Raw genomic sequence first — 23,270 nt, forward strand, 5'->3', positions numbered from 1 at the left:
GGGTTATCTCCGTGGGTAAAAACACTGGTTAAAAGCGCTAACAATCAATGGTGGGAGCCGGATCGCCGCAACGCTGCGATGCAGGCCCCTCGGTATTTCAGTTCAACTGGGGCGATGCTTTCGCAGACAAGTCGGCCAGCGGCACGAATTGACCGGTGCGGCTATCGAAGGCCTGGATGCAGCCACTTTCGATGTCATAGACCCAGCCATGCAGGGTCACGCGCTTCTCTTCGAGGGCCAGGCGTACCGACGGGTGCGTCTGGAGATTGGCCAACTGCGCGATCACGTTTTCGCGAACCATGGAGGCGACTTTGGCCTGCTGGTCGACATGCTGGCGCGCCTCGTTGACCACCCGGCCGGAGTCGGCGTAGCGCAACCAGCTGGCCACCGCGGGCATGTGATCCAGGCATTTGCAGGTGGCGATGGCGGTCATGGCGCCGCGATCGGAATGCCCGCAGATCACGATGTCGCTGACCTTCAAGGCTGCTACGGCATATTCCACCGAGGCCGACACCCCGCCCGGCTCAGGACCGTAGGACGGCACGATATTGCCGGCATTGCGGATGACAAACAGGTCGCCCGGCTCACGCTGCGTGACCAGCTCCGGCACCAGCCGGCTGTCGGAGCAGGAGATGAACAGCGCCCGTGGGCTCTGCTGGTTGGCCAGGTCTTTGAACAAGCCGGCGCGCTCCGGGAAGGCGTTGCGCTGAAACTTCAGGAAACCGTCGATGATGTCTTGCATGGGTAACTCCTTTGAATCGCGATGCGATGGAGCAAAGGTTACGGAGCCCGTGCAATAAGGTAAAAGTCTCATATATGATCCAGCACATTAGATTATCTTATGGGTACAAACATGCTGGCACGACATATCCAGTACTTCCTGGCCGTTGCTGAACACCAGGGCTTTACCAAAGCGGCGGCAGCCCTGCATGTCTCGCAGCCGGCGCTGTCGCAGCAAGTGCGGCAGCTGGAAGAGAGCCTCGGTGCACAGTTGTTTGATCGATCCGGGCGCCAGACGCGCCTGACCGATGCCGGTGAGGTGTACCTGCGCTATGCGCTGCGGGCGGCGCAGGAGCTGCAGGAAGGCAAGCGCGCGATTCATGATGTGGGCGACCTCAGCCGGGGCACGCTGCGGATTGCCGTCACACCGACCTTCACCACCTACCTGGTGGGGCCGCTGGCGGAAGCCTTTCATGGCCGCTATCCGAACATCACGCTGAACGTGCGTGAGGTCGCCCAGGAACACATGGAAAACCAACTGCTGGCGGACGAGTTGGATGTGGGCATTGCGTTTGATGAGGTGCACGCGCAAGACATCGACGCCTCGCCCCTGCTGGTGGAAACCCTCGCGCTGGTGGTCGGCCAACAGCATCCGCTGGCGGGAGAGCAGGCGATTGGGTTGGAGGCGCTGAATGCAGAATCGCTGATTCTGCTCAGTAAAGAATTCGCCACCCGCGAACAGATCGACCGCTACTGCAACAAACACGGGATCCGCCCACGCGTGGCGATGGAGGCCAATGTGATCGGCGCACTGCTTGAGGTGGTGCGCCGCACCACGCTGTCGACGCTGCTGCCCGCCGCGATTGCGCGGGCGCATCCGCAATTGGTGGCAATTGAGCTGGGGCCGCAGCAGTTGCAGCGCACGGCGGTGTTGATGCAACGCAAAGGGGCTTATCAGTCGGCGGCGGCGCGGGCGTTTTTGGCACTGGCCAAGGAAGTAGCCGACGGTCTGGCCTTACAGGCAAAATAGGGCTTTTATCGTTGCAAGGAATGCATGAGTGCCCACCCTCACACTGAAGTCACGCGCCAATGGTCGTCTAACCCCCACGCTGTTTTTATTCACCGGTTTGGCGCTGCTCTGCGGCTGCCACGCGTTGACCCCGGAGCAGCGCATGGATGCCTGGATCGACAGCGGCGGCAAGTCGTCTCCAACGTTCCTCAGTGCAGAAGAAATCAAGCAGCTGGAGGCCAGGCGCTACATCAGCACGTTGAGTACTACGTTGGCTGATAGAACCTTTCGGGCGAATGGCGAAGGCACCCAAGGTAGCGTGAAGTTGCGCATGAAGCTCAATCGCCAAGGCGACGTGTTGCTCTGCGAGGTGCTACCGACTGACGGCGATACTCACACGGACTTCGCCAGGATCGTATCGGACATGTGCTGGAGCGGTGTCTGGGATGCGATACCGGAAGGTCTGCAAAAACCGGCTGATGGCAGCCTCGAGATTGTCGCACCGTTAACCACTGTGGGCGCCGCGCCGTTAACGCCGGAGTACCACCAGAGGCTTCAACGGTCTGCGTCGGCAAGTCGATTCTTCTGGGACAACGTGGTCGCCAAACACGCGCCAAATGCGTTCGGCACAGCGCGCTTCGACGTTGCCGCCGACGCACAGGGCAAGGTTTTACGCTGCGATGTGACGCTGGAGAGAAACCCTTTTCGTCCTGAGTATTTTCACCCGGACCCTGAGTTACAAAAGGCGCTCGCCACCCAGTGCGCACAACTCGATCTGCGACAAATGCCTGGCTTTCGCGTAGGCGAAGACGGCTTGGCCAAGCGCGCGGTTTTTGTCGACTACCTGCCGTGGAAACACCATGTGGGGCAATACCAAAGCAGCGCTGCTACCGATAAGGCTCCGTCACGCTAGTCCAACGCCACTTGCCAGCGGCCCAAACAATTTACATGGCGGCGCTGATGGCCGCCGGCGGGTGATGGCGCGACGGGCAACGCGGGTGAAGGTCAAGGCAAGTGAGTTAACCGTGTCTTGACGCCTCACGCGATGACGAAAAAAAGAAATACGAGATTTAGCACAATACCCAACGTGACCGAACCAAACCCCACCAACCCGGTGAATGACGTTCGAGATGCAATAAAGACGGCGAGCAATGCGCCGATAAGCGCGCCAGGGAAGCTGAAGAGATACCAAAGCCACGCCATGGCTTCAGACGCCCAGAGGTGGAAAAGGTACAAGTACAGCGCCATGGCGATTGCCATGCCAGCCAGCGTTTCACGGGATGCCTTGAGCAGCAGCGCCACCGCCAGCACCGCCGCCTGAGGTAGCCAGTAAGCCGCGAAATTTTCCCAAAAAAACTCACCTTTTCCGGTAACCCACACAGCAACTGCCAGGCCCAGCCCGACACCCAGGGTTGCGAGCCAGCGGTAAGAGGATCGCGTTACGCTTGTTTCTGTTGATCGCATTCTATAAGTCCATTTAAAAAAGCTGCGCATGTGCCCTACTCTGCCCGATGAACCTGAAGGTTCATCCCGCGATAAGGCGCCAGCAATGCTTCGGGCACATCCACCGGCACCACCAACCCCGCAATCTCGGACAGCGGCACGACGATGTAGGGCGATGCCGTCGCGAGTTTCTCCGAGGACGCCAGCACCAGCGTTTCCGCAGACACCTGGCACAACGCGCGCTTGATCACGGCCTCTTCGTAATCCCCAGTCGACAGCCCGGCAGTCGGGTGCACACTGCAAACGCCCATGAAGTACAAGTCGGCACGAATGCGCCCGATGGCCTCCAGCGTGGCTGCGCCGGTGCCGACCATCGAGTGCCGGAAAAGCCGACCGCCGAGCATGATCACGTCAATGTTCAGGTGCTCACTGAGCGCCACCGCGATTGACGGGCTGTGAGTAATCACGGTGGCCTGGAGTGTCAGCGGCAAGTGCCGCGCGACCTGCATCGAGGTGGTGCCGCCGTCGAGTATGACTACGTGCCCGGGCTGCACCAACTGCGCCGCGGCTCTGCCGATGGCGGCTTTTTGTGTGGGCAGGATCGCCTGCCGCACGCCCATGTCGCCCATCGCCGGGGACGCCGGCAAGGCGCCGCCGTGAACTCGCATCAGCAGGCCAGCCTTGGCCATCTCGCGCAAATCACGTCGGATGGTGTCCTCGGACACGCCGAGTTCCTGGCTGATGGGCTTGGCCAGGAGCTGACCGTCGCGACGAAGACGCTCGGTTAAAAACTGCTTGCGCTGCTGGGTTAACATCATCGATCCTCTGCATGAACCTGCACGATTATGCACGATATTTAACACATAACTATCAAGGACCGTGGCCCATGCACAACCGCACCGTTCGAATCGTCAAACAACAGACCCTGTCGGATAACTGGTATCTGCTGAAAAAGGTCGACTTCGAGCTGCAACGCCGGGACGGCAGCTGGCAGCCGCAAACGCGTGAGGTCTATGACCGAGGCGATGGTGCCACGATCGGGCTCTACAACCGGGCGAAACGCACGGTCATCCTGACCCGGCAATTTCGCATCCCGGCCTACGTCAACGGGCATGATGGTTACTTGATTGAAACGGCGGCCGGGCTGCTGGATAACGCCGGGGCCGAGGAGCGGATTCGCCTGGAGGCCGAAGAGGAAACCGGTTACCGGGTCCAATCGGTGCGCAAGGTGTACGAAGCGTTCATGAGCCCCGGCTCGGTGACTGAGCGCCTGCATTTTTTTGTCGGTGAATACCACCCGGAGGACCGCATCAGCGACGGCGGCGGCCTGGCCCACGAAGGCGAAGACATCGAAGTGCTGGAGATGCCCTTTGAGCAGGCCCTGGCAATGATCGACGACGGTCGCATCATGGACGGCAAGACCATCATCCTGCTGCAATACCTCAAGAACCTGCTGCCGCCCTCGCCCGCCATGATGATTCTGGTGGCCGGCCCCTACCGCTCCGGCACTGGTGATGACCCCGCGGCCCTGGCCGCGAACGTGCAGGCCATGCAAGCAAGTGCCGCCGCCCTGTTGCACGCCGGGCACTTTCCACTGGTGGCCGAATGGGTGGCGTTACCGCTGCTGCAACTGGCCGGCTCACGCGGGATTGGTGACGAGGTGTACCAGGCGCATTTTCATGAATACGCCAAAACCCTGCTCAAGCGGTGCGACGGCGTACTGCGCATCGGCGGCCCTTCCGAGGGTGCGGACTTGATGGTGGAGATGGCTCAGCAGCAAGGGCTGGCGGTGTTTCATGGGTTGGACGAGGTGCCCGCGGCTGAATCCGTCATGGGGTCGTGAGTTTCCGTATGACCGAGACCAGACGCCATGACTCAAGCTGATATCATGCAAGCACTTACCCGCTGATTAGCACACCATGAATCGCCAGAAAAAACTGCAGCAGCTCTTTAAGGCCAAAGCGAAAAAGGCCAGCGCCAAATTGGCACCCAAGAGCAAAGACAAATACATCAGCAAAGCCGACCGCGCCAAACTTGAGGCCGAGGCTGAACAGGCGTCAACCACCGCCACCGACACGCCCAGCTGAAGGCGTCCCCGCTTCATATTTGCCCCAGATACGCCGCAGGTGCCGCGCCGAACCAAAGCCGGCGCGCTCGGCGACGGTTTCAATATCCAGGCTCGATTCCACCAGTAATTCACGCGCCAAGGTTAAACGCAGGGTGTGCAGATAATCCAGCGGGCTGATGCCGACGTGTTCGTGAAACAGTCGCGCCAGGTGGCGGCTGCTGGTGTAAGCCAGGCCGGCCATGCGCGTGACGGTCCAGGCCTCGCACGGCGCAGCAGTCAGGGCGTCCTGAACCCGGTGCACAGCCGGATGCACGTGGTTGCGCCCGGCCAGCCACGGCGAGAGCTGCGGATCGGCGCCGCTGCGACGCAGGTACACCACCATGTCGCGCGCGACGGCGCAGGCCAATCGTGGCCCGCCCAGCTCGGCGACCAGGTGCAGCATCAGGTCGATGCCTGCGGTCACACCGGCGCTGCAACTGACCGGGCCGTCGGTGACGTAGAGCCGGTTTTCGAGCACGCGGGCCTTGGGCGCCATGGCCTGTAATGTGGCGCACAGCGCGTGATGCGTGGTGCATTGGCGCCCGTCGAGCAGCCCGGCGCGGGCGGCACTCAGCGCACCGGCGCATACACACACCAAACGCTCACCCGAAGGTGCGAACACGGTTTTAAGCCATTGGGTCAGCGTATTGCTCGCCGCCTCGAATGCCTGGCGATCAGCCTTGGTGACCTTCGACGTGGAGCCGACCAACACCACCAGCGTGCCGGGGGCCAAGGCCTGCGGCAGCGGCGCCAACCCCGCCAGGGGCAAGCCGATGGACGTTTGCAGGGACGCTACCGGGCTGACGTACTGCAAATCGAAGTCGACGGCCATCGAGTCATCGACCTGGGCGGCGAGGCGCAGCACTTCGGCCGGGCCCGCCAGGTCGAGCATCAGCACATTAGGCAACAGCACGAACAGCACCGGTACACTCACAAATTCAATCCTCCAATGCCTGTGCGACCGTGACGATGCGCGCAAAGCGTTCTTCCAGCACCAATTCGGTACGCTCGCGAATCTCGGCGGCGGTATAGACCCGCCCGCTGCGCGCGTGGGTCATGGCGAAGGTCAACGTCGCCTCGCTGACGAAATCCACGCGCAGGCCGCTGTCCGACGCCTGCCGCGTGGTGGTTTCACAGCACTGCTCGGTGCGAATGCCGCTGATGATCACCTGGGTCACGCCCATCTCCGTAAGTCGCGCGGCCAGGGGCGTGCCGGCGAAAGCGCTGTGGAAGCGCTTATGAATGACCAGGTCAGGGTTGATCGACAATTCGCTCAACGCCCTGACATTGCCCGAGGCCAGGGAAAAATGCCCCTCGTCTTCCACATGGAAGACTTGTATCACCGGGATGCCGTGTTGAATACAGCCATCGATGAGCGCTTGCTGTTTTTCCAGGTAAGCCGGCAGGTCAGTTTCGGACCAATAGGTTGAATGGCGAAATGAATGCTGGGCGTCGATAACGATCAGGGCTTTGCGACTCATGATAGGTCCTCAGGGCTGGCAATTGATGCAAGCCATGGTAGGCACGCCCGCGAGCGAGCAACAGGCGCGTGCCGGACCACTTCAGGACGGATTCGGACAGGCTCAGCGGCGCAGCTCGCCCTGGGAGGTTTCGCGCAAGGTGGTCAACGCAATCAACGCACACACCGCCGCGCCAGCCATGAAAAAGCCTGGAACCAGCAGGTTGCCCGTAGAGCCGATCAGCGAGGTGACGATGTACGGCGTGATCCCGCCGCCCAGGATGGCGCCCAGGTTGATGCTGATCGCCATGCCGGTATAGCGAACCCGAGTGGGAAACTGTTCCGCATACGTCGGGTAGCCCACCGACTGGATCACCGGCATGGGCAGCGTCGCGACAAAAAACGCGATGACCGCGATGAACAGGCTGCTGTTGTTCATCAGCACCATCATCGGGATCACCAGCACCGCATACCCGACAAAGCCGATGGCCAGGGCTTTCTTGCGCCCGATGCGGTCAGACAGCCCGCCCCAGAACGGCATGAGCGCGGCCATGCACAGGCTGACGCCGGCGATCACCCAGTAGATCCTGGATTTTTCGAAATGCAGGTAGGTGGTCAGGTAGATGTTCATGAACACCAGGCCGATGTAGTACCCGGCATTCTGCGCAAAGGCGAACACCACCACCCGCAGCACCGCCGGCAGATTTTGCGTGAGCACCTCTTTGACCGGTGCCGTGGGCGGTTTTTCCACCGCGAGAAAGGCTTTGAACTCAGGCGTTTCCTCGACGTTATGGCGCATGATGCACGAGAAGATCACCAGCGGAATGGCGAGGAAAAACGGTATACGCCATGCCCAGGCTTGCAGTTGCTGCGCGTCCACCAGCCCGGTGGTAATACCGCAGATAATCGCCGCCATCGACCCGCCAATCGCCACGCCGACCGGGGTGAAAGCACCGTAGAACCCGCGCCGGCCTTTGGGCGAAGACTCGGCCAGGAAGGCGGCCGCACCGATCACCTCACCGCCGGCGAAAAAGCCCTGGGCCAGTCGAATCAGCACCAGCAGAATCGGCGCGACAATGCCCACCTGGGCCGACGTGGGTAGCAGGCCGATCATCGCCGTCGCGCTGCCCATGCCGATCACCGTGCTCAGCAACACCTTGCGCCGCCCGATACGGTCGGCCAACCGCCCCAGCAGAATACCGCCCAAGGGCCGAATCAAAAACGCACTGCCAAACACCGCCAGCGTGGCCAGCAGCGCGGCAGCGGCGTTATCACTGGGGAAGAATAACGGCGCGATAATCGTCGCCATAAAACCGTACACGCCGAACTCGTAATACTCCACCGCCGTGCCGGTAGCGGCGGCGATGGCGGCACGCTTGGCGATCCTGGTGGCACTGCTTTGCGCGGTTTGATTGCGCTCACCAACAGCGCTCGTGGGGGCTGTCGTTGGGGCTGCTGTTGGAACTGCTGTTGGAGACGTTGTTCGGACTGTAGTAGCGATCATTCGAGACATAAACACCTTCCACTCTGACCAAGGGCCATTTGAGTTATTGAGGTGGATTGCTCCACCCAGAAGTAAACCCGTCGCAAACCGAGGGGTTTTAATGCTCGACAGTAGGAATCTTGAAAGTGGGACTCATCATGCAGCGCTCCTGTTTTTATTATTCGGTAGCGACGGGTGGGGTTAGTGGGCGGCCTCCAATCGTTTCAGCGTGCGCGCACGCGTCACGAGCAGTTGCTGCGCGGTGGGCAAATCAATCAGGGCAAAGCGCACTGCATCGCCTGGCATCAGTTGCGCCAGCTTGGGCAAATCCACACTCGCGACCTGCGCGATGCGCGGGTAGCCACCGGTGGTTTGGCGGTCGGCCATCAGCACGATCGGCTGGCCGCCTGCGGGAACTTGCACGGTGCCGAAGGCCACGCTTTGCGACAGCAATTGCCTGGGCTGGGTGAGGTCCAGGCCGGGGCCTTCCAATCGGTAGCCCATACGGTCCGACGCGGCGGTCATCGCATAGGGTTCGCAGAGAAAGGCATGCCGCGCCGACTCCGAAAACTGCGCCCACTCACGGCCATGCAGCACGCGGATCGAAACGGGGCTGGTCTGCTTGCCGACCAGCAAACCCGAGGGAATATTCAAGCGCGGCGGGTTGGCAAAAGATGAGCAAATGGGCAGCACATCACCGGCCTGCAACGCGCGCCCGCACAACCCGCCAAAGCCTCCCCGGCTGTAAGTGCTGTGGCTGTTCATCACCGGTTGCAGCAGGTAGCCGCCACTCACGGCGAGATAAGCCCGCGCGCCGTATTCACGCTTTTCGAAGCGCAGTACCGTGCCCGGTTTTACCCGCACGGCTTGCCCAGGTTTCAGCTCGGCACCGTCCAGGCTGGCGCCCAGGTCGGCGCCGGCCAGTGCGATCAGCGCCTGCGCCTGAAAACACAGCACCGGGCCTTGAACGGTCATTTCCAGGGTCGCGGCGCTCGTCGGGTTGCCCACCAACAGGTTGGCCAGCGCGTGCGCGTCCTGGTCCATGGCGCCGTTGACCGGCACGCCCCAATGCTGGAAACCCACGCGCCCGCTGTCCTGGAACGAGGAAAACAACCCGGGCCGGATCACGTGGATGCTCATCGCGTTGCTCCGGCCAGTTGCTCAAATTCACGCGCCGTGATCGGCACAAATCGCACCTGATCGCCGCCGCTCAACAGGCACGGCGGCTGGTTGGCCGGGGTAAACATTGGCAACGGCGTGCGGCCGATGATGTTCCAGCCGCCCGGCAAATCGGCGGGGTAGATCACGCTCTGGCAGTTGGCCAAGCCCACGCTGCCTTGCTTGACCAGCGTGCGCGGCACGGCCCGGCGCGCCAGTTTCAGCGCGGGCGGGTGCATGCCGATATACGCGTGGCCCGGCGCGAAACCGACCATCAGCACATCCACCCATTGCCCACTGTGCGCAGCGATTACCTCGCCAGGGCTCATGTTGCAGGCACTGGCGATGTCGAGCAGATCGGGGGCGTAATCGCCCTCGTAGCACACGGGGATTTCCAGCCGTTTCGGGGTCACACGCGGCACGTTCTGCTGCTGTGCCAGCGCGTTGTCCAGCACGTGGGCAACGGCGTCGTAAGGCGATAATTCGGGGTACAACGTAGCGAACACGTCCGGGGAATAATGCACACCCACCGACACCATCGCCGGGATCACATCGGTAACGCCGCTGAGCAGCCCGCGCGCCAACAGGTCATGCAGGGTTGCGCTGAACGCCACGGCGCGGCGGTTGGCGTGCGCACTGAACACAGTCGCAAACACCACCACGATGCAGCTGTCGCCACAGGGCTCGAACTGCCAGCGCTGTTCGGCACGCACGGGCCGAAACTCACAGTCAACGTCAGACATCACGGCACTTCTCTCAGGCGGCAGGCATGCAGCTACACGTCTTATTAACGCCGTCGCTCGGCTGGCGACGGTCGCACGGGGGCACTTACTTGGCGAACAGCAGGCTCATGTCTTTGAACGCCTTGAACTCCAGCGCGTTGCCGCACGGGTCAAACAGAAACATGGTGGCTTGCTCGCCGACCTGGCCCTGGAAGCGAATGTAGGGTTCGATCACAAACTGTGTTCCACGCGCTCGCAGGCGCTCGGCCAAGGCTTCCCACTGTTTCCACTGCAAAATGATGCCGAAATGCGGGACCGGTACGTCGTGGCCATCGACCGGGTTGGAGTGCACCGATTCCTGGGATTCAGTCTTGGGGTGTTCGTGAATCACCAGCTGATGGCCGTAAAAGTCGAAGTCGACCCATTGGGCGCTGGAGCGACCTTCGGAGAGGCCAAACACGTCGCCATAGAAGTGGCGAGCGGCGGCGAGGTCGTAGACGGGAATAGCTAAATGGAAAGGTGAAAGGCTCACGGTGGTTACCTGCGGGTTCTGTTATTCAGAACCCGATTCTTCACCAGAAAGACCGCGCAATAAAGCGCATATCTTTCGCCCTGAGCCTCAATTTTTTCGATGCTCGCGCCCTACTTCGGCGCACCCAGCACTTCTATGACGCACGCCCTGAATAACTCGAAGAGTGGCAGTTGGCGCTGGGTGTACTTGGTCAGCAGGACAATTTCGCGATAGAACGTGAGCGCGTCCAATCGCAAAACCCGCACGTCGCTGTCGTGTTCCAGCCACAAACCGGCCAAAGGCACCAGGGACACGCCGAGGCCGCTGCGGACCATCTTGACGATGGCGTCCAGCTCGTCGAGTTCCAGTGCCTGTTGCGTCTGGATTTTCTGCTCCTTGAGAAACTGCGTGACCTGGCGCCCGCCGAACGAGCCACGGTCGTAACGCACAAAGGGCTGCTCGCGCAGGATCTGCAACGGGTCGTCGCCCGGTACGTCCTTGGCGGTAATCAGCACAAAGGGTTCGCGGGCGATGACCTCGATGTTCAGGTCTTTGGGCAGGTTGAACGGCGGGTGGATCATGATCGCCAGGTCCAGCTCACCGGCATCGACCTGGCTGAGCAGGTTCAGCGAAACTCCCGGCACCAGGTTGACCTCGATAAATGGCGCGCGCTGTTTAAGCGCCACCAGCGCCTTGGGCAAAAGGCCGGTTTGCACACTGCCGATGGCGCCGATGCGCAAGGAACCGTGGAAGTTATTGGCCCTGTCCGGGGTGCCCATGCGCGAGAAGATATCGAGGATTTCCTCCGCCAGCGGCACCGCGCGCTGCCCTGCCGAGTTGAGCGTGGCGGAGCGGCCGGTACGGTCAAACAGCTTCACCCCGAGCGCGTCCTCAAGGTGCTTGATTTGCGCGCTCACCGCCGATTGCGTCAGCCCCACCTGCTGGCCGGCGGCGGCAAAGGTGCCGCGCCGCGCCGCGCTGACAAACGTCCTCAACTCTCTGATCATGCCGCCTACCTCATGGGTTGATTCAGCAACCGCTCAATGCCACCTGCGGCCGCTCGCCTGCAAAGAACCATGGACGCAATCGCAGGCCCACGCTGTTACCGATAAACGCCGCCACCAACCACACCCAGCCATGCAGGCTGCCCGAGGCGATACCGCTGAAATACGCGCCGATATTGCACCCGTACGCCAGTCGCGAACCGTAACCCAGCAACAGGCCACCGATCACCGCCGCCACCAGCGAGCGCGCCGGGATGTTCAAGCTGGGCGCGAAACGCCCGGCCAGGCCTGCCGCCAACAGCGCGCCGAGGACAATACCGATGTCCATGACGCTGGTGATGTCTTCCCACACCGGCGCGGCCAGGGCCTTGGCATTGCCCGGCATTTGCCAGAACGCCCAGCTGGCCACGTCCACACCCAAACCGCTGGCGACCTTGGCGCCCCACAACGCGAACGCCGAGGTAATGCCCCATGGTCGCCCGGCCAGCGCCAGGGTTGCATAGTTGAGCAACGCCAGGCCAATCGCGCCCCACACCAACGGCCATGGCCCGCGCAGGAAACGGCGCAGGCCGATGTGCTCGCTGGTCACGCCCGCTTCGAGCTGGCCATGACGGCCCTTCTCCAATCGCACGCTGACCGCTGCAATGATCGCGAACACGGCCAGGCTCAAGAGCAACGCCGGCACGACGCCGAAGCTTTTGACGATGGACACCGCAGGGAACGCCGGCAGCGCAAACCACCAGTCGACATGCTGGGTGGCGATCAACGAACCGCAAATGAAGAAGAACAGCGTCACCAACATCCGCGCATTGCCGCCGCCCACGGTGAACAACGTGCCCGAGGCACAACCACCGCCCAACTGCATGCCAATGCCAAAAATAAACGCACCGAACACCACCGAAACACCGGCCGGCGCCACCAGCCCGACCACCGGCTGACCAAACAATGTGCCCGCGCCCAGCGCCGGGAAAAACAGCACGACCGCCACCGCCAGCATGACCATCTGTGCACGCAAGCCGGCGCCACGCCGATCATTGATGAACACGCGCCAGGCTGAGGTGAAGCCGAAAGCGGCGTGATACAGGGTCAAGCCCAGCGCCGCGCCGACCGCCAGCAACAGCACCTGGCGCGAGCCGACGCTGTTTTGCAGGAACACGGCGCCCGCCACCAGGATGATAAACGCCAACAGCGGCGCGATGGGTTTGCGCGCGGGGGCCAGGGAGAGAGAGGTGCTCATGGGGGATCTCGGGTTGTTTGAGTTTGAAGGTTTGCAATGGGGGGCGATTATAAACCGAGGGCCGTGGTGTGATGCGCTCGCCACAACAAGCACCCTTTCATGAAGAAAAATTTATACAGCCAAACTGTAGAGTTTTCCTGCACGGGTGCTACGGTTAAGGCATGACCGACTCTTCTCCTGGCACCGCCAGCCTGGCCGCCGAACTGCGCATCTCCCTCGGCAAGCTGATCCGCCGCCTGCGCGAGCAAACCCACCGCGACGATTTCACCACCGCGCAGAAGTCCGTGCTGCTGCGCCTGGACCGCGATGGCCCGACCACCGTGTCCGCCCTCGCCCGCGCTGAAAGCGTGCGCCCGCAATCGATGCGCATCACCGTGGCCGGGCTTGAGCTGATGCAGGCCGTCAGCGGCAAGCCGGACCCTGCGGATGGCCGGCAAACGCTGATCGAACTGACGCCCACCTTGCGAAAACACCTGACTCAAAGCCGCGCCGCCAAAGACGATTGGCTGCTGCGTGCGCTGCAAGAGCAACTCTCGCCCCAGGAACAAGCCGAACTCGCCGCTGCGGTGAAACTGCTGGAGCGCCTCGCCGATTTTTGAATCACCTGATTGAGGAAATAGCATGGCTGTCACCTCGCTGGATGCAACAACCACCCTGATCATCGTGGACCTGCACCACGGCATTATCGGTTACCCCTTCATTCATCCGATTGGCGCGGTGATCGAGCGCCGGGGGAACTGAAACAGCCATGAGTTTCCTCGGCACGTTCCGCTCGTTGCGCAGCCCCAACTACCGCATCTGGGCCGCCGGCGCGCTGGTGTCCAATGTCGGCACCTGGATGCAACGCACCGCCCAGGATTGGCTGGTGCTCACCCAACTGACCCCGCACAACGCCGCCGCCGTGGGTATCGTCATGGCGCTGCAGTTCGGGCCGCAGCTGTTGTTGCTGCCGTGGACCGGCTTTGCCGCCGACCACTACGACCAACGCAAGCTGCTGATCGTCACCCAGGCGGTGATGGGCCTGCTCGCGTTGACGCTGGGGGTGTTCACCATTACCGGCTTCGTGGAGCTGTGGCATGTGTACGTGTTCGCGTTTTTGTCCGGCTGCGCCTCGGCGTTCGATGCGCCGGTGCGGCAGATTTTCGTCGCGGAGCTGGTGGGCGAGAAGGACTTGTCCAACGCCATCGCGCTGAACTCGACCTCGTTCAACATGGCGCGCATGATCGGCCCGGCCGTGGCCGGCGTGACCATCGCCTCGGTCGGCACTGGCTGGGCCTTCCTGCTTAATGGCTCGAGTTTTTTCGCGGTGCTGGCGTCGTTGTTTTTCCTGCGCGTGGCGGGCAAAAACCCGAAGGTGCGCGCCCTGCGCACCAAAGGCAGCCTCACCGAGGGCATGCGTTACGTGTGGGCGCGGCCGGACTTGAAGGCGATCCTGTTGATGCTGTTTCTGATCGGCACCTTCGGCATGAACTTCCCGATTTTTATCTCGACCATGGCCGTCACCGTGTTCCATGCCGATGCGCGCGGCTATGGCCTGCTCACCTCAACCCTGGCCATTGGCACCATTGCCGGCGCACTGATTGCGGCGGGCAGCGAGCGGCCGCAGTTCAAGTCACTGCTGACGGGTGCGGCGGTGTTTGGCTTCGGCTGCGGGCTGGCGGCACTGGCGCCGAACTATTGGACGTTCGCCATTGCGCTGGTGATCATCGGCGTGGGCGCCATGACCTTCAGCAACACCACTAACAGCCTGATGCAACTCACCACCGAGCCCGCGATGCGCGGCCGAGTGATCGCCCTGCGCGTCGACGTCGCCCTGGGCGGCACGCCGATTGGCGCGCCCATCGTCGGCTGGGTCGCCGACCACCTGGGCCCGCGCTGGGCGCTGGTGGTCGGCGCGGTGTCAGGCGTCCTGGCGGTGGGAGTGGCGCTCTACACGATCAAGCGTCAGTTGGATCGGCCCAAGTAACTCATACCGCCACCTTGTATAGGGGGGTGGGGTATGTGATGATCCGCCCCAACATAGGTAGGGGGGGTATATCGTGGGCCACATTGCCGCAAACAAAGACAGCCTGATCAAGCGGGTAAAACGCATCGCCGGGCAGATCCAGGCGGTTGAAAGAGCGCTGGAGTCGGATCTCGACTGCGCCAAGACGCTGCACCTGGTGGCCGCCGCACGCGGCGCCATCAACGGGCTAATGGAAGAAATCATCGAAGACCACGCCAGGGCGCACGTGGCCGATCCGGCCCTCAGCGAGGAAGCGCGCGCGCAAGGCGTTGAAGAACTGCTTGAAGCCATTCGGCGGTATTCCAAATGAACGCGCTCCAGAACGCTCACACACACGAACACATGTTCCTCGGTTCGGCCCATGATGAAAACGCCAAACGCACCCTCTGGGTGGTGATGTTAACCGTCGTGATGATGGTCGCAGAAATTGCCACCGGCGCGTTGACCGGTTCCATGGCGCTGCTGGCTGACGGTTTTCACATGGCCACCCATGCGGCCGCACTGGGTATCGCCGCCGCGGCTTACGCCTATGCCAAGCACAACGCGAGCAGCGCCCGCTTCAGCTTCGGCACCGGTAAAGTCGGCGACCTGGGTGGGTTCGCCTCAGCGCTTATCCTGGCGCTGGTGTCGCTGGGCATCGGTGTCGAGTCAGTGATGCGCTTGCTCGCACCTGCCGAGGTGCAGTTTGGTACGGCTACGCTGATTGCGGTCGTGGGGCTGGCGGTGAATATCATCAGCGCGCTGCTGCTGGGACACGGTCACAGCCATGGGCATGATCACGATCACGATCATCATGGCCATGGCCACGACAACAACATGCGCTCAGCCTACGTGCATGTGCTCGCCGATGCGCTGACCTCCGTTCTCGCCATTGCTGCATTGCTGGCGGGGCGCTATCTGGGCTGGGTGTGGCTGGACCCCGCGATGGGCATCGTCGGCGCCGTGGTGATTGCGCGGTGGTCATGGAGCTTGATGCGCACAACGGCCGGCGTGCTGCTGGACCAAACCGACGAACACGTCGCCGCGCAAATCCGAGAGCTCGTCGAGCAACCCGGCGATGCGACGATTACCGACCTGCACGTGTGGCGAGTCGGCCCTGACGCGCATGCGGCCATCGTCAGCGTGGTGGGCCACTCGACCACGGACGCCGAGAGCATTCGCGAACGCCTCAAACCCGTCCATGAAGTGAGCCACCTCACCGTTGAATTCCGCACGGCCCAGCTGCTCGTGCCCTTGATCATAACCCGGTGACACCTTGGCTAAAGACATTGAAAACCCCTGCATCTCCACCTGCCAACTCAGCGGCGATCTATGCGTGAGCTGTGGGCGGACCAAGGACGACATCCGCAAATGGAAACGCATGAAACGCCCAGAGAAAATGGCCGCCGTCCAGCGTGCGACGTTGCGGCTTAAGGCGTTGAGAAAGCCTAAGTAAGGCTGGCGCGGCAGGCCAGCCTTGGGGTGTCACATCAGGTGCGCCCCACCGACCCCGTGACCGGCAAGTTGCCCAGCAGCTTGAGCCCGGTGCTCTTCACAAAGGTGTCGTAGTCCATCGGCTTCTGGATGCGCGTTTCAGCGTTGGGCAACACGTAGGCCCAAGCGCGTTTCGAAGAGGCGTCGTAGACCAGCTTGAACAGGCGCGTCGGCACCCACACCTTGTTGTCGCCGACGGTGCCGTAACCGGCGTCAAACAAAGGGCCGGTGAACACGAACACATTGCCGCCGGCACGCACGGCGAACTTGCGCACATCGGCCTCGACCTTGCTCCAGATCTTGCGGTTGTTGGTGGGGTCTTGCGGCACCATGTTCGACAGCGCGAAGGACTGCGCCATGGCATTGGCGCTCGGCGCATCGGCAGCCGGCGACTGGTGGCCACGGTCCACGGCCGGGTGCTGGCTGCGGTAGTCGCTCAACTCGGCGCGGGCGCCTTTGGGAATGCGCGGGTCCGGGTAGAACTGGTTGGTGCGCTCCTCGCCTTTGGCGTCTTTCAACTGCGCGGCATTCAGGCGCTCGACCACTACCAGCGGGGTCTTGCTGGTTTGCGAGTAGAGCACCGCGAAGTTATCCGAACACAGCGCCAGGGGCTTCATCGTGGCGGGCACGGTGGCGGTGTTGATCGGTGTAGCACCGGGGAACAGATCGGCGCAGCTGTCGAATGAGGGTTGCTGCTGTTTGCTGGAATAAAGATCGAGGGCCGCGCGCTGGCTGATCGAGCCTGAGCGCGAGGTGTGTTCCGGGGCGGGTGGCTTGATCAGGTCCAGCAGGCCACGCGCCTGTGCCCCTGGGGTGAACAAAAACAAGGCTGACAAACTGACTGCAATAATGCGTAAGTGCATGTTTCATATCTTAAAGTGAGGGGCCTTATGGACCCTCACATTGCACTTTAGTGCGACCCCAACCCGATCGAATTCCAGGCCGCTTCAGCCAGCAGTTCGCGATACTCCCAAGGGCTTTTTTTAACCTTCGCCGACAGCCAGGCCCGTGAGTAGCTTTCGGCCGCGCCGATGATCAACGAGGGGATCAGTTCGGCGGGCAGATGGCTGAAATGTTCCTTGCGTTCCGGCGCGCTCATCCAGTCTTTCAACAACTGGTTGCGCTGGCGGTTGCGCGCAATCAGCTCATCCTTGAACGGGCCGTTGGACACGGCGAAGCGGCTTTGAAACACAAATCGCGCCCACTCCGGCTGTTCGTGCACCCATTCGACGTAGCTGTGCACCAGCCCCACCACGCCAGCGTGCGCCGTGTGCGCGTCCTGCAAATAACGGTCGCGCAGGGTGGCCTGGTCTTCGAGGGCGGCGAAAAACAGCGCGGCGACCAACCCCTCTTTATTGCCGAAGTGATGGTAGATGGCACCGACGCTGGTGTCGCAACGCGCACGAATGGTTTCGATATTGGTTGCCTCGATGCCCACCTCGTTAAAGCACGCCAGCGCCGCCCGCAGGATGCTGCGCTTGAGGTCGCTGCGCCTGCCGGGAAAGGTACGCTCGATAAGGTCGATGGGGTGCATGCACACAGACGCCAAATAAAAACAGTTTATAGGTTCATCCACCGCCAGAGAAAGCGCCGGTTGACAGGCATGGAATTTACAGAATATTGTTCTTTTACAGAATTTTATTCTGCAAATCACCTTGAGGATATCCCATGAGCCAACTGCTCGGCCTGTTCAATAGCGCTGGCCCCGCCGCCTTCACACAAATGGCCTGCCAAATGGCGCCGTACTTCAGCAGCATCGCGCCTGAGTTCGCAGAGTTGAGCCCGAACCGTGCGGTGGTGAATGTGCCGTTTCGCAAGGAGATCACCAACCACCTGGCCTCCGTGCACGCCATCGCGTTGTGCAACGCCGCCGAGCTGGCCGGCGGCACGATGACCGACGTGTCGATTCCCGCCGGTGCGCGCTGGATTCCCAAAGGCATGACCGTGGAATACCTGGCCAAGGCGAAGTCGAACATCCAAGCAGTAGCCGATGGCAGCGGGATTGATTGGCAGACCGCCGGCGATAAAATCGTGCCGGTGGAGATCTTCGATGAAGGCGGCGTCAAGGTGTTCACCGCCCATATCACCATGAATGTGAAGTTCGCTTAGGTCTCGGCCTGGCTCAATGCCCCGCCACCGCAGGCCCATCGGCTGACCGCCGTCCCGGTTTGAAGCCATGGGCATGCGCCGACCACGCGATCACCAGCGCCACCAGCAGCAATACCAGCATCGCCCAGGGAAATGACGCGACGCCCCAGCGATCCAGCAGCACACCGCCGACCACGCCGCTGCCGGCAATCGCGCTGTTCCAGGCCACCACGTTCAGCGACAGCGCAACGTCCGCACCGTCACCGGCAGCATCGGCCAACGCGGTCTGCAGCAGGGTCGCGGCACCGCCAAAGCTCAGCCCCCAGACGGCCACGCCGAGGTAAATCACCTGCGGCATATCGCCCGCAAAACCAAACACCACACTCACCGCCGCAAACGTCGCCAAGCTCACCAGCACCGTGCGCCGCAACAGCGGCTCGACCAACCTGGCCGTCAACCAAATCCCCGCCAGCGCGGCAACCCCGAACACCAGCAGCACCACATCCACACGACTGCCCAGGCCGGCCGGCAGCAAAAACGGCGCGATGTAGGTGTACAGAATGTTGTGCGCCAGCATCCAGCTGATCACCACCGCCAGCACCGGCCGCACGCCGGGCGTGGTCAGCACTTTACCCAGCGACACGCGCTGATGCGCAGCCTGTGGCGGGTAGTCCGGGACTTTCACCAACACCCATACGATCAGCACCAGCGTCAGCGCAGACATGATGCCGAACGTGGTGCGCCAGCCCACCAGGCCGCCCAGCCAGGTGCCGAGGGGCACGCCCAACGACAGCGCAATCGGCGTACCGACCATCGCCAAGGCCAGTGCCCTGCCCTGTTGATGCGGCGCGACCATGCGCCGGGCATAGCCGGCCAGCAGGCTCCACGCCAACCCCGCCGCAACCCCGGCAAAGAACCGCGCCACCAGGGTGACGCCGTAGTGCGACGACAGCGCCGTGATGGAGTTGAACAGCAGAAAACCGACGACGGTCAGCAACAGCACATTGCGCCGACGCCAGCCACGCGTCGCGATGGTCATGGGGATCACCGCCAGCACCGAGCCGAGCGCGTAGGCGGTGACCATCTGCCCGGCCATCGACGGCGAAATCGCCAGGCCGGCGCTGATCAACGGCAACAGGCCGGCGGGCAGGGTTTCGGTGACGATGCAGATGAAACCGGTCATGGCCAAGGCGAGCAAAGCGCCGATGGGCAGGCGGTCGGACGACGCGGATAAGCTGAGAGAGGGTGTCACGGGAGACTCCTTGAAACGATTTAAATACTGATCGATACAAATGTTGCGTGCAGCGTACGCGCGTTGTCAACAACTTATGTATCGACTAGTATTTATCTCGTTCTGCACAGGAGATTGGACATGGCACAAATGGGCCGCCCGCGTAATTTTGATCGCGACCACGCCGTGGAACAGGCGCTGCACCTGTTCTGGCAGCACGGCTACGACGCTACCTCCCTCGCCCAGCTCAAGGCAGGCCTGGGTGGCGGCATCTCCGCGCCGAGTTTTTATGCCGCATTCGGCTCCAAAGAAGCGCTGTTCGATGAGTGCGTGCAACGCTACCTGGCGACCTACGCCCAGGTCACCGAATGCCTGTGGGACGAAACCCTGCTACCGCGCAAAGCCCTCGAAACCGCACTGCGCCAATCGGCGCGCATGCAGTGTGACGACGGGCACCCCAAGGGCTGCATGGTCGCGCTCGGCGTGATGAGTGCACCGAGCCCGGAGAATGCGCGAGTGACGCAGGCGTTGACGCATTCGCGCGCGCGAACGCGGGCGGGAATAGTGGCGTGTGTTGAACGCGGCATACGGGCCGGGCACCTGCCGAGCACGTTGCATGCGCCGTCAATGGCGTCGGTGTTTGATAGTTTTCTGCAGGGCGTTTCGATATTGGCGCGCGATGATGTGCCGTATCAGGTAATCGACGCGGCGATCAGTCAACTCCTGCTGACGTGGGACATTGCCGCCTCTACGACGCCGCCCACGCGTGCCGACACGCCATTAAAAAATCCACAAACGCCCGCACCCGATGCGGCACATAACGCCCATGGGGATACAACAACGTAAACGGTCGCGAGCGCCCGCCAAACGGTTTCAACACTTCCACGAGCGTGCCGTCAGCCAGTTCCTGCTCGACGATGAACTTGTAGGTCTGAAACAGCCCCGCGCCATGTTTGGCCAGGGTCACGCCGCCCAGCACGTCATGGGAAATGCTGTACCCCGCCTGCCCCGCAAACTCGTGTTCCTGGCCTTGCACCTGGAACAGCCAGGGAATACGCCGGCCATTGCTGGGCAGTTCAAACTGAATGCATTCGTGCGACGGCAAGTCCTGCAAGGTCTGCGGCGTGCCGGCGCGTTGCAGGTAGGCCGGGGCGGCGACGACCACCAATTCGGCGTCCTCCAGCAACCGCGCTATCAACGACGAGTCGGGTTGGGCACGCACGCGAATCGCCAGGTCATAGCCTTCGGCGACGAAGTCGATATTGCGGTTGCTGATGTGGATGTCCACGCTCACCTGCGGGTACAGCGCGCGAAATGTGGGTAGCAGCGGCAACAAGCGGTGATGGGCATAGGTGGTCGGGACGCTGATACGCAACTGGCCGGACGGCACCGACTGCGCGCCCATCACTTCCTGCTGCGCCTCCACCAATTGGGTCAGGGCCTGGCGGCACTGTTGGAAAAACGTGCGGCCGCTGTCGGTCAGGCGGATGCTGCGGGTGGTGCGCACAAACAGGCGCGAGCCCAGGCGATCTTCCAGGCGCGAAATGCTGCGGCTCACGGCGGCCGGGGTTACGCCGGCCACCTGCGCGGCGCCGGTAAAGCTACTGGCCTCGGCGGCGAGGCAGAACAGCTCGATGCTGCCCAGCTGCAAATCTTCGAAATGGCGCTTCATGATTGATTACACTAGGTATCGATAAACGGAGAATATGCTCTATTTACCAATACCTGGCGTACAAATACAGCGCTTTGAGCCGCACAATAGTCTTGTGGCGAGCGGGCTTGCCCCGCGTTGGAGTGCGAAGCGCTCCCAAGTCAGCCGCCGAGGTATTACAGGTGTACCGCGTCGTCAGGTTTTGGGGCTGCTGCGCAGCCCAACGCGGGGCAAGCCCGCTCGCCACAATAAGCCTGCTCGCTATAAAAGGTTGGGTTACCGCTAGAGCAACAACCTGGAAAAATCGCAGCACGCCTGCGCCATCTGCGCCACGTCCTGGTTCAGGCCGAACTGGCGGTCCACCCGGTGCAACGCCACGTAGCGCACGCTTGGCAGTTCCGGTTGCGTCACCAGCGCACGCAATGTGCCCTGCTCGATCAGGTGCGACAGGCAGACCTTGGGCAGATAGCTCACGCCGATCCCCGACAACGCCAACCCGACCTGCACCAACAGGTTGTGGCTGGTGAGCGTGCGCGGCATCTGCACGTTGTGCGCGGCCAGCCAGCGCTCGTAGATCAAGCCGGTGCCCGACTGCGCGCCCTGGGTCAGTACGGTGTAGCTGGCCAGCGTCTCCAGGCTGATCGGGTCGGCGTCCGGGACCAGCCCGGGCGAGCACATCCAGGCGTTTTCCACGCTCTGCAACGGCGTGCTGTGAAAGCGCGGGTCGCTGTAGACCTCCGGCACGATCACCAGGTCGAGCTGGTCGCTTTCCAGTTTGCGGAACAGCTCACTGCTGAGCTCCACCGACGGTTCGATCTGCACTTTGGGGTAGGCATGGCGCAGTGCGTCGACGAGGGCCGGCAGCCAGGTGAGCGCCGTCAACTCGGTGACACCCAGGCGAAAGCGCCGCACCAGCACTTCGCGGGCGCTGACGCGTTCAAGCAATTGGTCGCGGCTCTTGAGCAGGTCGCGGGCGTAGTCGAGCAGTTCGCCGCCCTTTTCGGTCAGCCGCGCATTGCGTTTGCTGCGGTCGAAAATCTCCACATCGAAGGTGTCTTCCAGCTCCTGGATGCGCTTGGAGATGGCCGACTGCGACATGTTCAGCTTGTTCGCCGCCGCTTCGAAGCTGCCCAACTCAGCGATCCAGTACAGCGCGTCGATTTGCTTGAAGGTAATCATGGCGGCAAATTCATGAGAAAAAGCGATGCTATCACATCATAAAATATCGCTAAAACTGTCCGTTCATCACTCCTAAGATCCGGTCATAGCCCGTCGCTATTCAACGATTCTGGAGATTTGCCATGTCCTTGCCCGGTTCCCGCATCCTTCCCAACGCGCCGATGGCTTCGGCCGAGCTGGTCGAAGCGTTTGCCCACGTGGTCACGCCGCATATCAGCGACAACCTCGGCCGCCACATCGGCGCCCGTGGGCTGACGCGCTATAACCGCACCGGCAAGCTGGTAGGCACGGCGATCACGGTCAAGACGCGGCCCGGCGACAACCTGCTGATCTACAAGGCCATGAGCCTGCTGCAACCCGGCCACGTGCTGGTGGTGGACGGCCAGGGCGACACCAATAACGCGGTGATCGGCGAGCTGGTCAAGCTCTACGCCCAGCAACGCGGTTGCGTCGGCTTTGTGATCGACGGCGCGATTCGTGATGTCGCCAGCTTTGAAGACACCCCATGCTACGCCCGCGCCGTGGTGCACACCGGCCCTTACAAAACCGGCCCAGGTGAGGTGAATGTGCCGGTGTCCATCGGCGGCATGCTGATCAACCCGGGCGATTTGCTGGTGGGCGATGAAGACGGCCTGGTGGCCTTCTCCCAGGCTGACGCCGCCGAGGTGCTGCGCCGCGCCGGGCAACATGCCGAGCACGAAGAAGCGGTCAAGGCCGAGATCGCCACGGGCGCCGTGCGCCAGAGCTGGATCGACAAGGTGCTGGCCAACGCCGGCTTGGCGGGCTGAAC

Annotated in this window: 28 protein-coding genes; 12 read left to right on the top strand and 16 right to left on the bottom strand. The window is 62.2% G+C overall.

What is annotated here, in order from left to right; translation table 11 throughout:
- Window positions 1-97 precede the first annotated feature (97 nt).
- On the bottom strand, window positions 98-742 hold the full coding sequence (locus tag PspR76_RS20955) for a carbonic anhydrase (RefSeq protein ID WP_159958375.1): 645 nt from the start codon (window positions 740-742) through the stop codon (window positions 98-100).
- A 111-nt stretch (window positions 743-853) separates the two neighbouring features.
- On the opposite strand from PspR76_RS20955, the gene cynR reads away from it, so the two are divergent.
- Both cynR and PspR76_RS20965 read left to right on the top strand, forming a co-directional pair.
- Window positions 854-1,750 carry a transcriptional regulator CynR gene (gene cynR / locus PspR76_RS20960; protein WP_159958377.1) on the top strand — a complete coding sequence of 299 codons (897 nt, stop codon included), beginning with the start codon at window positions 854-856 and terminating at the stop codon, window positions 1,748-1,750.
- A 28-nt stretch (window positions 1,751-1,778) separates the two neighbouring features.
- Window positions 1,779-2,642 carry a hypothetical protein gene (locus PspR76_RS20965; protein ID WP_159958379.1) on the top strand — a complete coding sequence of 288 codons (864 nt, stop codon included), beginning with the start codon at window positions 1,779-1,781 and terminating at the stop codon, window positions 2,640-2,642.
- A 125-nt stretch (window positions 2,643-2,767) separates the two neighbouring features.
- On the opposite strand, the gene PspR76_RS20970 is transcribed toward PspR76_RS20965, so the two are convergent.
- A complete protein-coding gene (locus PspR76_RS20970; RefSeq protein WP_237235686.1) occupies window positions 2,768-3,223 on the bottom strand; it encodes a hypothetical protein in 456 nt (151 codons plus the stop codon).
- 5 nt (window positions 3,224-3,228) lie between these two features.
- Complete coding sequence (locus PspR76_RS20975; RefSeq protein ID WP_237235687.1) at window positions 3,229-3,990, bottom strand: DeoR/GlpR family DNA-binding transcription regulator; 762 nt, start codon at window positions 3,988-3,990, stop codon at window positions 3,229-3,231.
- 68 nt (window positions 3,991-4,058) lie between these two features.
- Between PspR76_RS20975 and PspR76_RS20980 the strand changes: the two genes are divergently transcribed.
- Together PspR76_RS20980 and PspR76_RS20985 are read left to right on the top strand one after the other, a co-directional pair.
- The gene (locus PspR76_RS20980; RefSeq protein ID WP_159958381.1) at window positions 4,059-5,015 is read left to right on the top strand and encodes an ADP-ribose pyrophosphatase; all 957 of its coding nucleotides are present in this window, start codon (window positions 4,059-4,061) and stop codon (window positions 5,013-5,015) included.
- Between the two features lie 76 nt (window positions 5,016-5,091).
- A complete protein-coding gene (locus PspR76_RS20985) occupies window positions 5,092-5,259 on the top strand; it encodes a DUF2986 domain-containing protein (RefSeq protein ID WP_159958383.1) in 168 nt (55 codons plus the stop codon).
- On the opposite strand, the gene PspR76_RS20990 is transcribed toward PspR76_RS20985, so the two are convergent.
- From PspR76_RS20990 to PspR76_RS21025, 8 genes are all read right to left on the bottom strand, one after another.
- Entirely contained in the window at window positions 5,230-6,213 is a 984-nt protein-coding gene (locus tag PspR76_RS20990) for a GlxA family transcriptional regulator (RefSeq protein ID WP_159958385.1), read from the bottom strand. The genes PspR76_RS20985 and PspR76_RS20990 overlap by 30 nt on opposite strands.
- Before the next feature lie 4 nt (window positions 6,214-6,217).
- Window positions 6,218-6,760: a cysteine hydrolase family protein gene (locus PspR76_RS20995; protein ID WP_159958387.1), complete on the bottom strand. Its 543-nt coding sequence runs from the start codon at window positions 6,758-6,760 to the stop codon at window positions 6,218-6,220.
- A 102-nt stretch (window positions 6,761-6,862) separates the two neighbouring features.
- Window positions 6,863-8,251 (bottom strand): MFS transporter, encoded by a 1,389-nt coding sequence (locus PspR76_RS21000; protein WP_335927639.1) that lies wholly within the window; start codon window positions 8,249-8,251, stop codon window positions 6,863-6,865.
- Between the two features lie 171 nt (window positions 8,252-8,422).
- Entirely contained in the window at window positions 8,423-9,361 is a 939-nt protein-coding gene (locus PspR76_RS21005) for a biotin-dependent carboxyltransferase family protein (RefSeq protein WP_159958389.1), read from the bottom strand.
- On the bottom strand, window positions 9,358-10,122 hold the full coding sequence (locus PspR76_RS21010) for a 5-oxoprolinase subunit B family protein (protein ID WP_159958391.1): 765 nt from the start codon (window positions 10,120-10,122) through the stop codon (window positions 9,358-9,360). The genes PspR76_RS21005 and PspR76_RS21010 overlap by 4 nt, the downstream gene beginning before the upstream one ends.
- 85 nt (window positions 10,123-10,207) lie before the next feature.
- Window positions 10,208-10,633 (bottom strand): VOC family protein, encoded by a 426-nt coding sequence (locus PspR76_RS21015; RefSeq protein WP_159958393.1) that lies wholly within the window; start codon window positions 10,631-10,633, stop codon window positions 10,208-10,210.
- A gap of 110 nt (window positions 10,634-10,743) precedes the next feature.
- Entirely contained in the window at window positions 10,744-11,619 is an 876-nt protein-coding gene (locus PspR76_RS21020; protein WP_159958395.1) for a LysR family transcriptional regulator, read from the bottom strand.
- 22 nt (window positions 11,620-11,641) lie between these two features.
- On the bottom strand, window positions 11,642-12,853 hold the full coding sequence (locus tag PspR76_RS21025) for a YeeE/YedE family protein (protein ID WP_159958397.1): 1,212 nt from the start codon (window positions 12,851-12,853) through the stop codon (window positions 11,642-11,644).
- Window positions 12,854-13,014: 161 nt separating this feature from the next.
- Here PspR76_RS21025 and PspR76_RS21030 point away from each other — a divergent pair, with 161 nt between their 5' ends.
- The 5 genes from PspR76_RS21030 (at window position 13,015) to PspR76_RS21055 (ending at window position 16,293) form a co-directional block, all read left to right on the top strand.
- Window positions 13,015-13,452 carry a MarR family winged helix-turn-helix transcriptional regulator gene (locus PspR76_RS21030; RefSeq protein WP_159958399.1) on the top strand — a complete coding sequence of 146 codons (438 nt, stop codon included), beginning with the start codon at window positions 13,015-13,017 and terminating at the stop codon, window positions 13,450-13,452.
- A gap of 149 nt (window positions 13,453-13,601) precedes the next feature.
- Window positions 13,602-14,819, top strand: a complete 1,218-nt coding sequence (locus PspR76_RS21040; RefSeq protein ID WP_159958401.1) for an MFS transporter — start codon at window positions 13,602-13,604, stop codon at window positions 14,817-14,819.
- A gap of 73 nt (window positions 14,820-14,892) precedes the next feature.
- Window positions 14,893-15,168 carry a metal/formaldehyde-sensitive transcriptional repressor gene (locus PspR76_RS21045; protein ID WP_159958403.1) on the top strand — a complete coding sequence of 92 codons (276 nt, stop codon included), beginning with the start codon at window positions 14,893-14,895 and terminating at the stop codon, window positions 15,166-15,168.
- Window positions 15,165-16,109, top strand: coding sequence for a CDF family Co(II)/Ni(II) efflux transporter DmeF (gene dmeF, locus PspR76_RS21050; RefSeq protein WP_159958405.1), 945 nt, complete (start codon window positions 15,165-15,167; stop codon window positions 16,107-16,109). The genes PspR76_RS21045 and dmeF overlap by 4 nt, the downstream gene beginning before the upstream one ends.
- Before the next feature lie 4 nt (window positions 16,110-16,113).
- Window positions 16,114-16,293, top strand: a complete 180-nt coding sequence (locus PspR76_RS21055; RefSeq protein ID WP_159958407.1) for a DUF1289 domain-containing protein — start codon at window positions 16,114-16,116, stop codon at window positions 16,291-16,293.
- Window positions 16,294-16,327: 34 nt separating this feature from the next.
- On the opposite strand, the gene PspR76_RS21060 is transcribed toward PspR76_RS21055, so the two are convergent.
- Window positions 16,328-17,194 carry a DNA/RNA non-specific endonuclease gene (locus PspR76_RS21060; RefSeq protein WP_159958409.1) on the bottom strand — a complete coding sequence of 289 codons (867 nt, stop codon included), beginning with the start codon at window positions 17,192-17,194 and terminating at the stop codon, window positions 16,328-16,330.
- 47 nt (window positions 17,195-17,241) lie between these two features.
- Window positions 17,242-17,865, bottom strand: coding sequence for a TetR/AcrR family transcriptional regulator (locus PspR76_RS21065; protein ID WP_159958411.1), 624 nt, complete (start codon window positions 17,863-17,865; stop codon window positions 17,242-17,244).
- A gap of 134 nt (window positions 17,866-17,999) precedes the next feature.
- On the opposite strand from PspR76_RS21065, the gene PspR76_RS21070 reads away from it, so the two are divergent.
- Complete coding sequence (locus PspR76_RS21070) at window positions 18,000-18,440, top strand: hotdog fold domain-containing protein (RefSeq protein ID WP_159958413.1); 441 nt, start codon at window positions 18,000-18,002, stop codon at window positions 18,438-18,440.
- Window positions 18,441-18,453: 13 nt separating this feature from the next.
- Here PspR76_RS21070 and PspR76_RS21075 read toward each other — a convergent pair whose 3' ends face one another.
- Window positions 18,454-19,671, bottom strand: coding sequence for an MFS transporter (locus PspR76_RS21075; protein WP_159958415.1), 1,218 nt, complete (start codon window positions 19,669-19,671; stop codon window positions 18,454-18,456).
- A gap of 120 nt (window positions 19,672-19,791) precedes the next feature.
- Here PspR76_RS21075 and PspR76_RS21080 point away from each other — a divergent pair, with 120 nt between their 5' ends.
- A complete protein-coding gene (locus PspR76_RS21080) occupies window positions 19,792-20,496 on the top strand; it encodes a TetR/AcrR family transcriptional regulator (protein WP_159958417.1) in 705 nt (234 codons plus the stop codon).
- Here PspR76_RS21080 and PspR76_RS21085 read toward each other — a convergent pair.
- Window positions 20,399-21,322, bottom strand: a complete 924-nt coding sequence (locus tag PspR76_RS21085) for a LysR family transcriptional regulator (protein WP_159958419.1) — start codon at window positions 21,320-21,322, stop codon at window positions 20,399-20,401. The genes PspR76_RS21080 and PspR76_RS21085 overlap by 98 nt on opposite strands.
- A gap of 261 nt (window positions 21,323-21,583) precedes the next feature.
- Window positions 21,584-22,480 carry a LysR family transcriptional regulator gene (locus PspR76_RS21090; protein ID WP_159958421.1) on the bottom strand — a complete coding sequence of 299 codons (897 nt, stop codon included), beginning with the start codon at window positions 22,478-22,480 and terminating at the stop codon, window positions 21,584-21,586.
- A gap of 122 nt (window positions 22,481-22,602) precedes the next feature.
- Between PspR76_RS21090 and PspR76_RS21095 the strand changes: the two genes are divergently transcribed.
- Complete coding sequence (locus tag PspR76_RS21095) at window positions 22,603-23,268, top strand: RraA family protein (protein ID WP_159958423.1); 666 nt, start codon at window positions 22,603-22,605, stop codon at window positions 23,266-23,268.
- The last annotated feature ends 2 nt before the right edge of the window (window positions 23,269-23,270 follow it).

Source organism: Pseudomonas sp. R76 (assembly GCF_009834565.1).
Lineage (GTDB): Bacteria > Pseudomonadota > Gammaproteobacteria > Pseudomonadales > Pseudomonadaceae > Aquipseudomonas.

Coding starts and splice junctions, on each gene's coding strand:
- PspR76_RS21060 (WP_159958409.1), bottom strand. CDS start 17,194: ATGCACTTACGCATTATTGCAGTCAGTTTGTCAGCCTTGTTTTTGTTC.
- PspR76_RS21095 (WP_159958423.1), top strand. CDS start 22,603: ATGTCCTTGCCCGGTTCCCGCATCCTTCCCAACGCGCCGATGGCTTCG.
- PspR76_RS20975 (WP_237235687.1), bottom strand. CDS start 3,990: ATGATGTTAACCCAGCAGCGCAAGCAGTTTTTAACCGAGCGTCTTCGT.
- PspR76_RS21040 (WP_159958401.1), top strand. CDS start 13,602: ATGAGTTTCCTCGGCACGTTCCGCTCGTTGCGCAGCCCCAACTACCGC.
- PspR76_RS21020 (WP_159958395.1), bottom strand. CDS start 11,619: ATGATCAGAGAGTTGAGGACGTTTGTCAGCGCGGCGCGGCGCGGCACC.
- cynR (WP_159958377.1), top strand. CDS start 854: ATGCTGGCACGACATATCCAGTACTTCCTGGCCGTTGCTGAACACCAG.
- PspR76_RS21010 (WP_159958391.1), bottom strand. CDS start 10,122: ATGTCTGACGTTGACTGTGAGTTTCGGCCCGTGCGTGCCGAACAGCGC.
- PspR76_RS20955 (WP_159958375.1), bottom strand. CDS start 742: ATGCAAGACATCATCGACGGTTTCCTGAAGTTTCAGCGCAACGCCTTC.
- dmeF (WP_159958405.1), top strand. CDS start 15,165: ATGAACGCGCTCCAGAACGCTCACACACACGAACACATGTTCCTCGGT.
- PspR76_RS21065 (WP_159958411.1), bottom strand. CDS start 17,865: ATGCACCCCATCGACCTTATCGAGCGTACCTTTCCCGGCAGGCGCAGC.
- PspR76_RS20995 (WP_159958387.1), bottom strand. CDS start 6,760: ATGAGTCGCAAAGCCCTGATCGTTATCGACGCCCAGCATTCATTTCGC.
- PspR76_RS21070 (WP_159958413.1), top strand. CDS start 18,000: ATGAGCCAACTGCTCGGCCTGTTCAATAGCGCTGGCCCCGCCGCCTTC.
- PspR76_RS21005 (WP_159958389.1), bottom strand. CDS start 9,361: ATGAGCATCCACGTGATCCGGCCCGGGTTGTTTTCCTCGTTCCAGGAC.
- PspR76_RS20985 (WP_159958383.1), top strand. CDS start 5,092: ATGAATCGCCAGAAAAAACTGCAGCAGCTCTTTAAGGCCAAAGCGAAA.
- PspR76_RS21090 (WP_159958421.1), bottom strand. CDS start 22,480: ATGATTACCTTCAAGCAAATCGACGCGCTGTACTGGATCGCTGAGTTG.
- PspR76_RS21000 (WP_335927639.1), bottom strand. CDS start 8,251: ATGTCTCGAATGATCGCTACTACAGTCCGAACAACGTCTCCAACAGCA.
- PspR76_RS20980 (WP_159958381.1), top strand. CDS start 4,059: ATGCACAACCGCACCGTTCGAATCGTCAAACAACAGACCCTGTCGGAT.
- PspR76_RS21025 (WP_159958397.1), bottom strand. CDS start 12,853: ATGAGCACCTCTCTCTCCCTGGCCCCCGCGCGCAAACCCATCGCGCCG.
- PspR76_RS20970 (WP_237235686.1), bottom strand. CDS start 3,223: ATGCGCAGCTTTTTTAAATGGACTTATAGAATGCGATCAACAGAAACA.
- PspR76_RS21085 (WP_159958419.1), bottom strand. CDS start 21,322: ATGAAGCGCCATTTCGAAGATTTGCAGCTGGGCAGCATCGAGCTGTTC.
- PspR76_RS21030 (WP_159958399.1), top strand. CDS start 13,015: ATGACCGACTCTTCTCCTGGCACCGCCAGCCTGGCCGCCGAACTGCGC.
- PspR76_RS21080 (WP_159958417.1), top strand. CDS start 19,792: ATGGCACAAATGGGCCGCCCGCGTAATTTTGATCGCGACCACGCCGTG.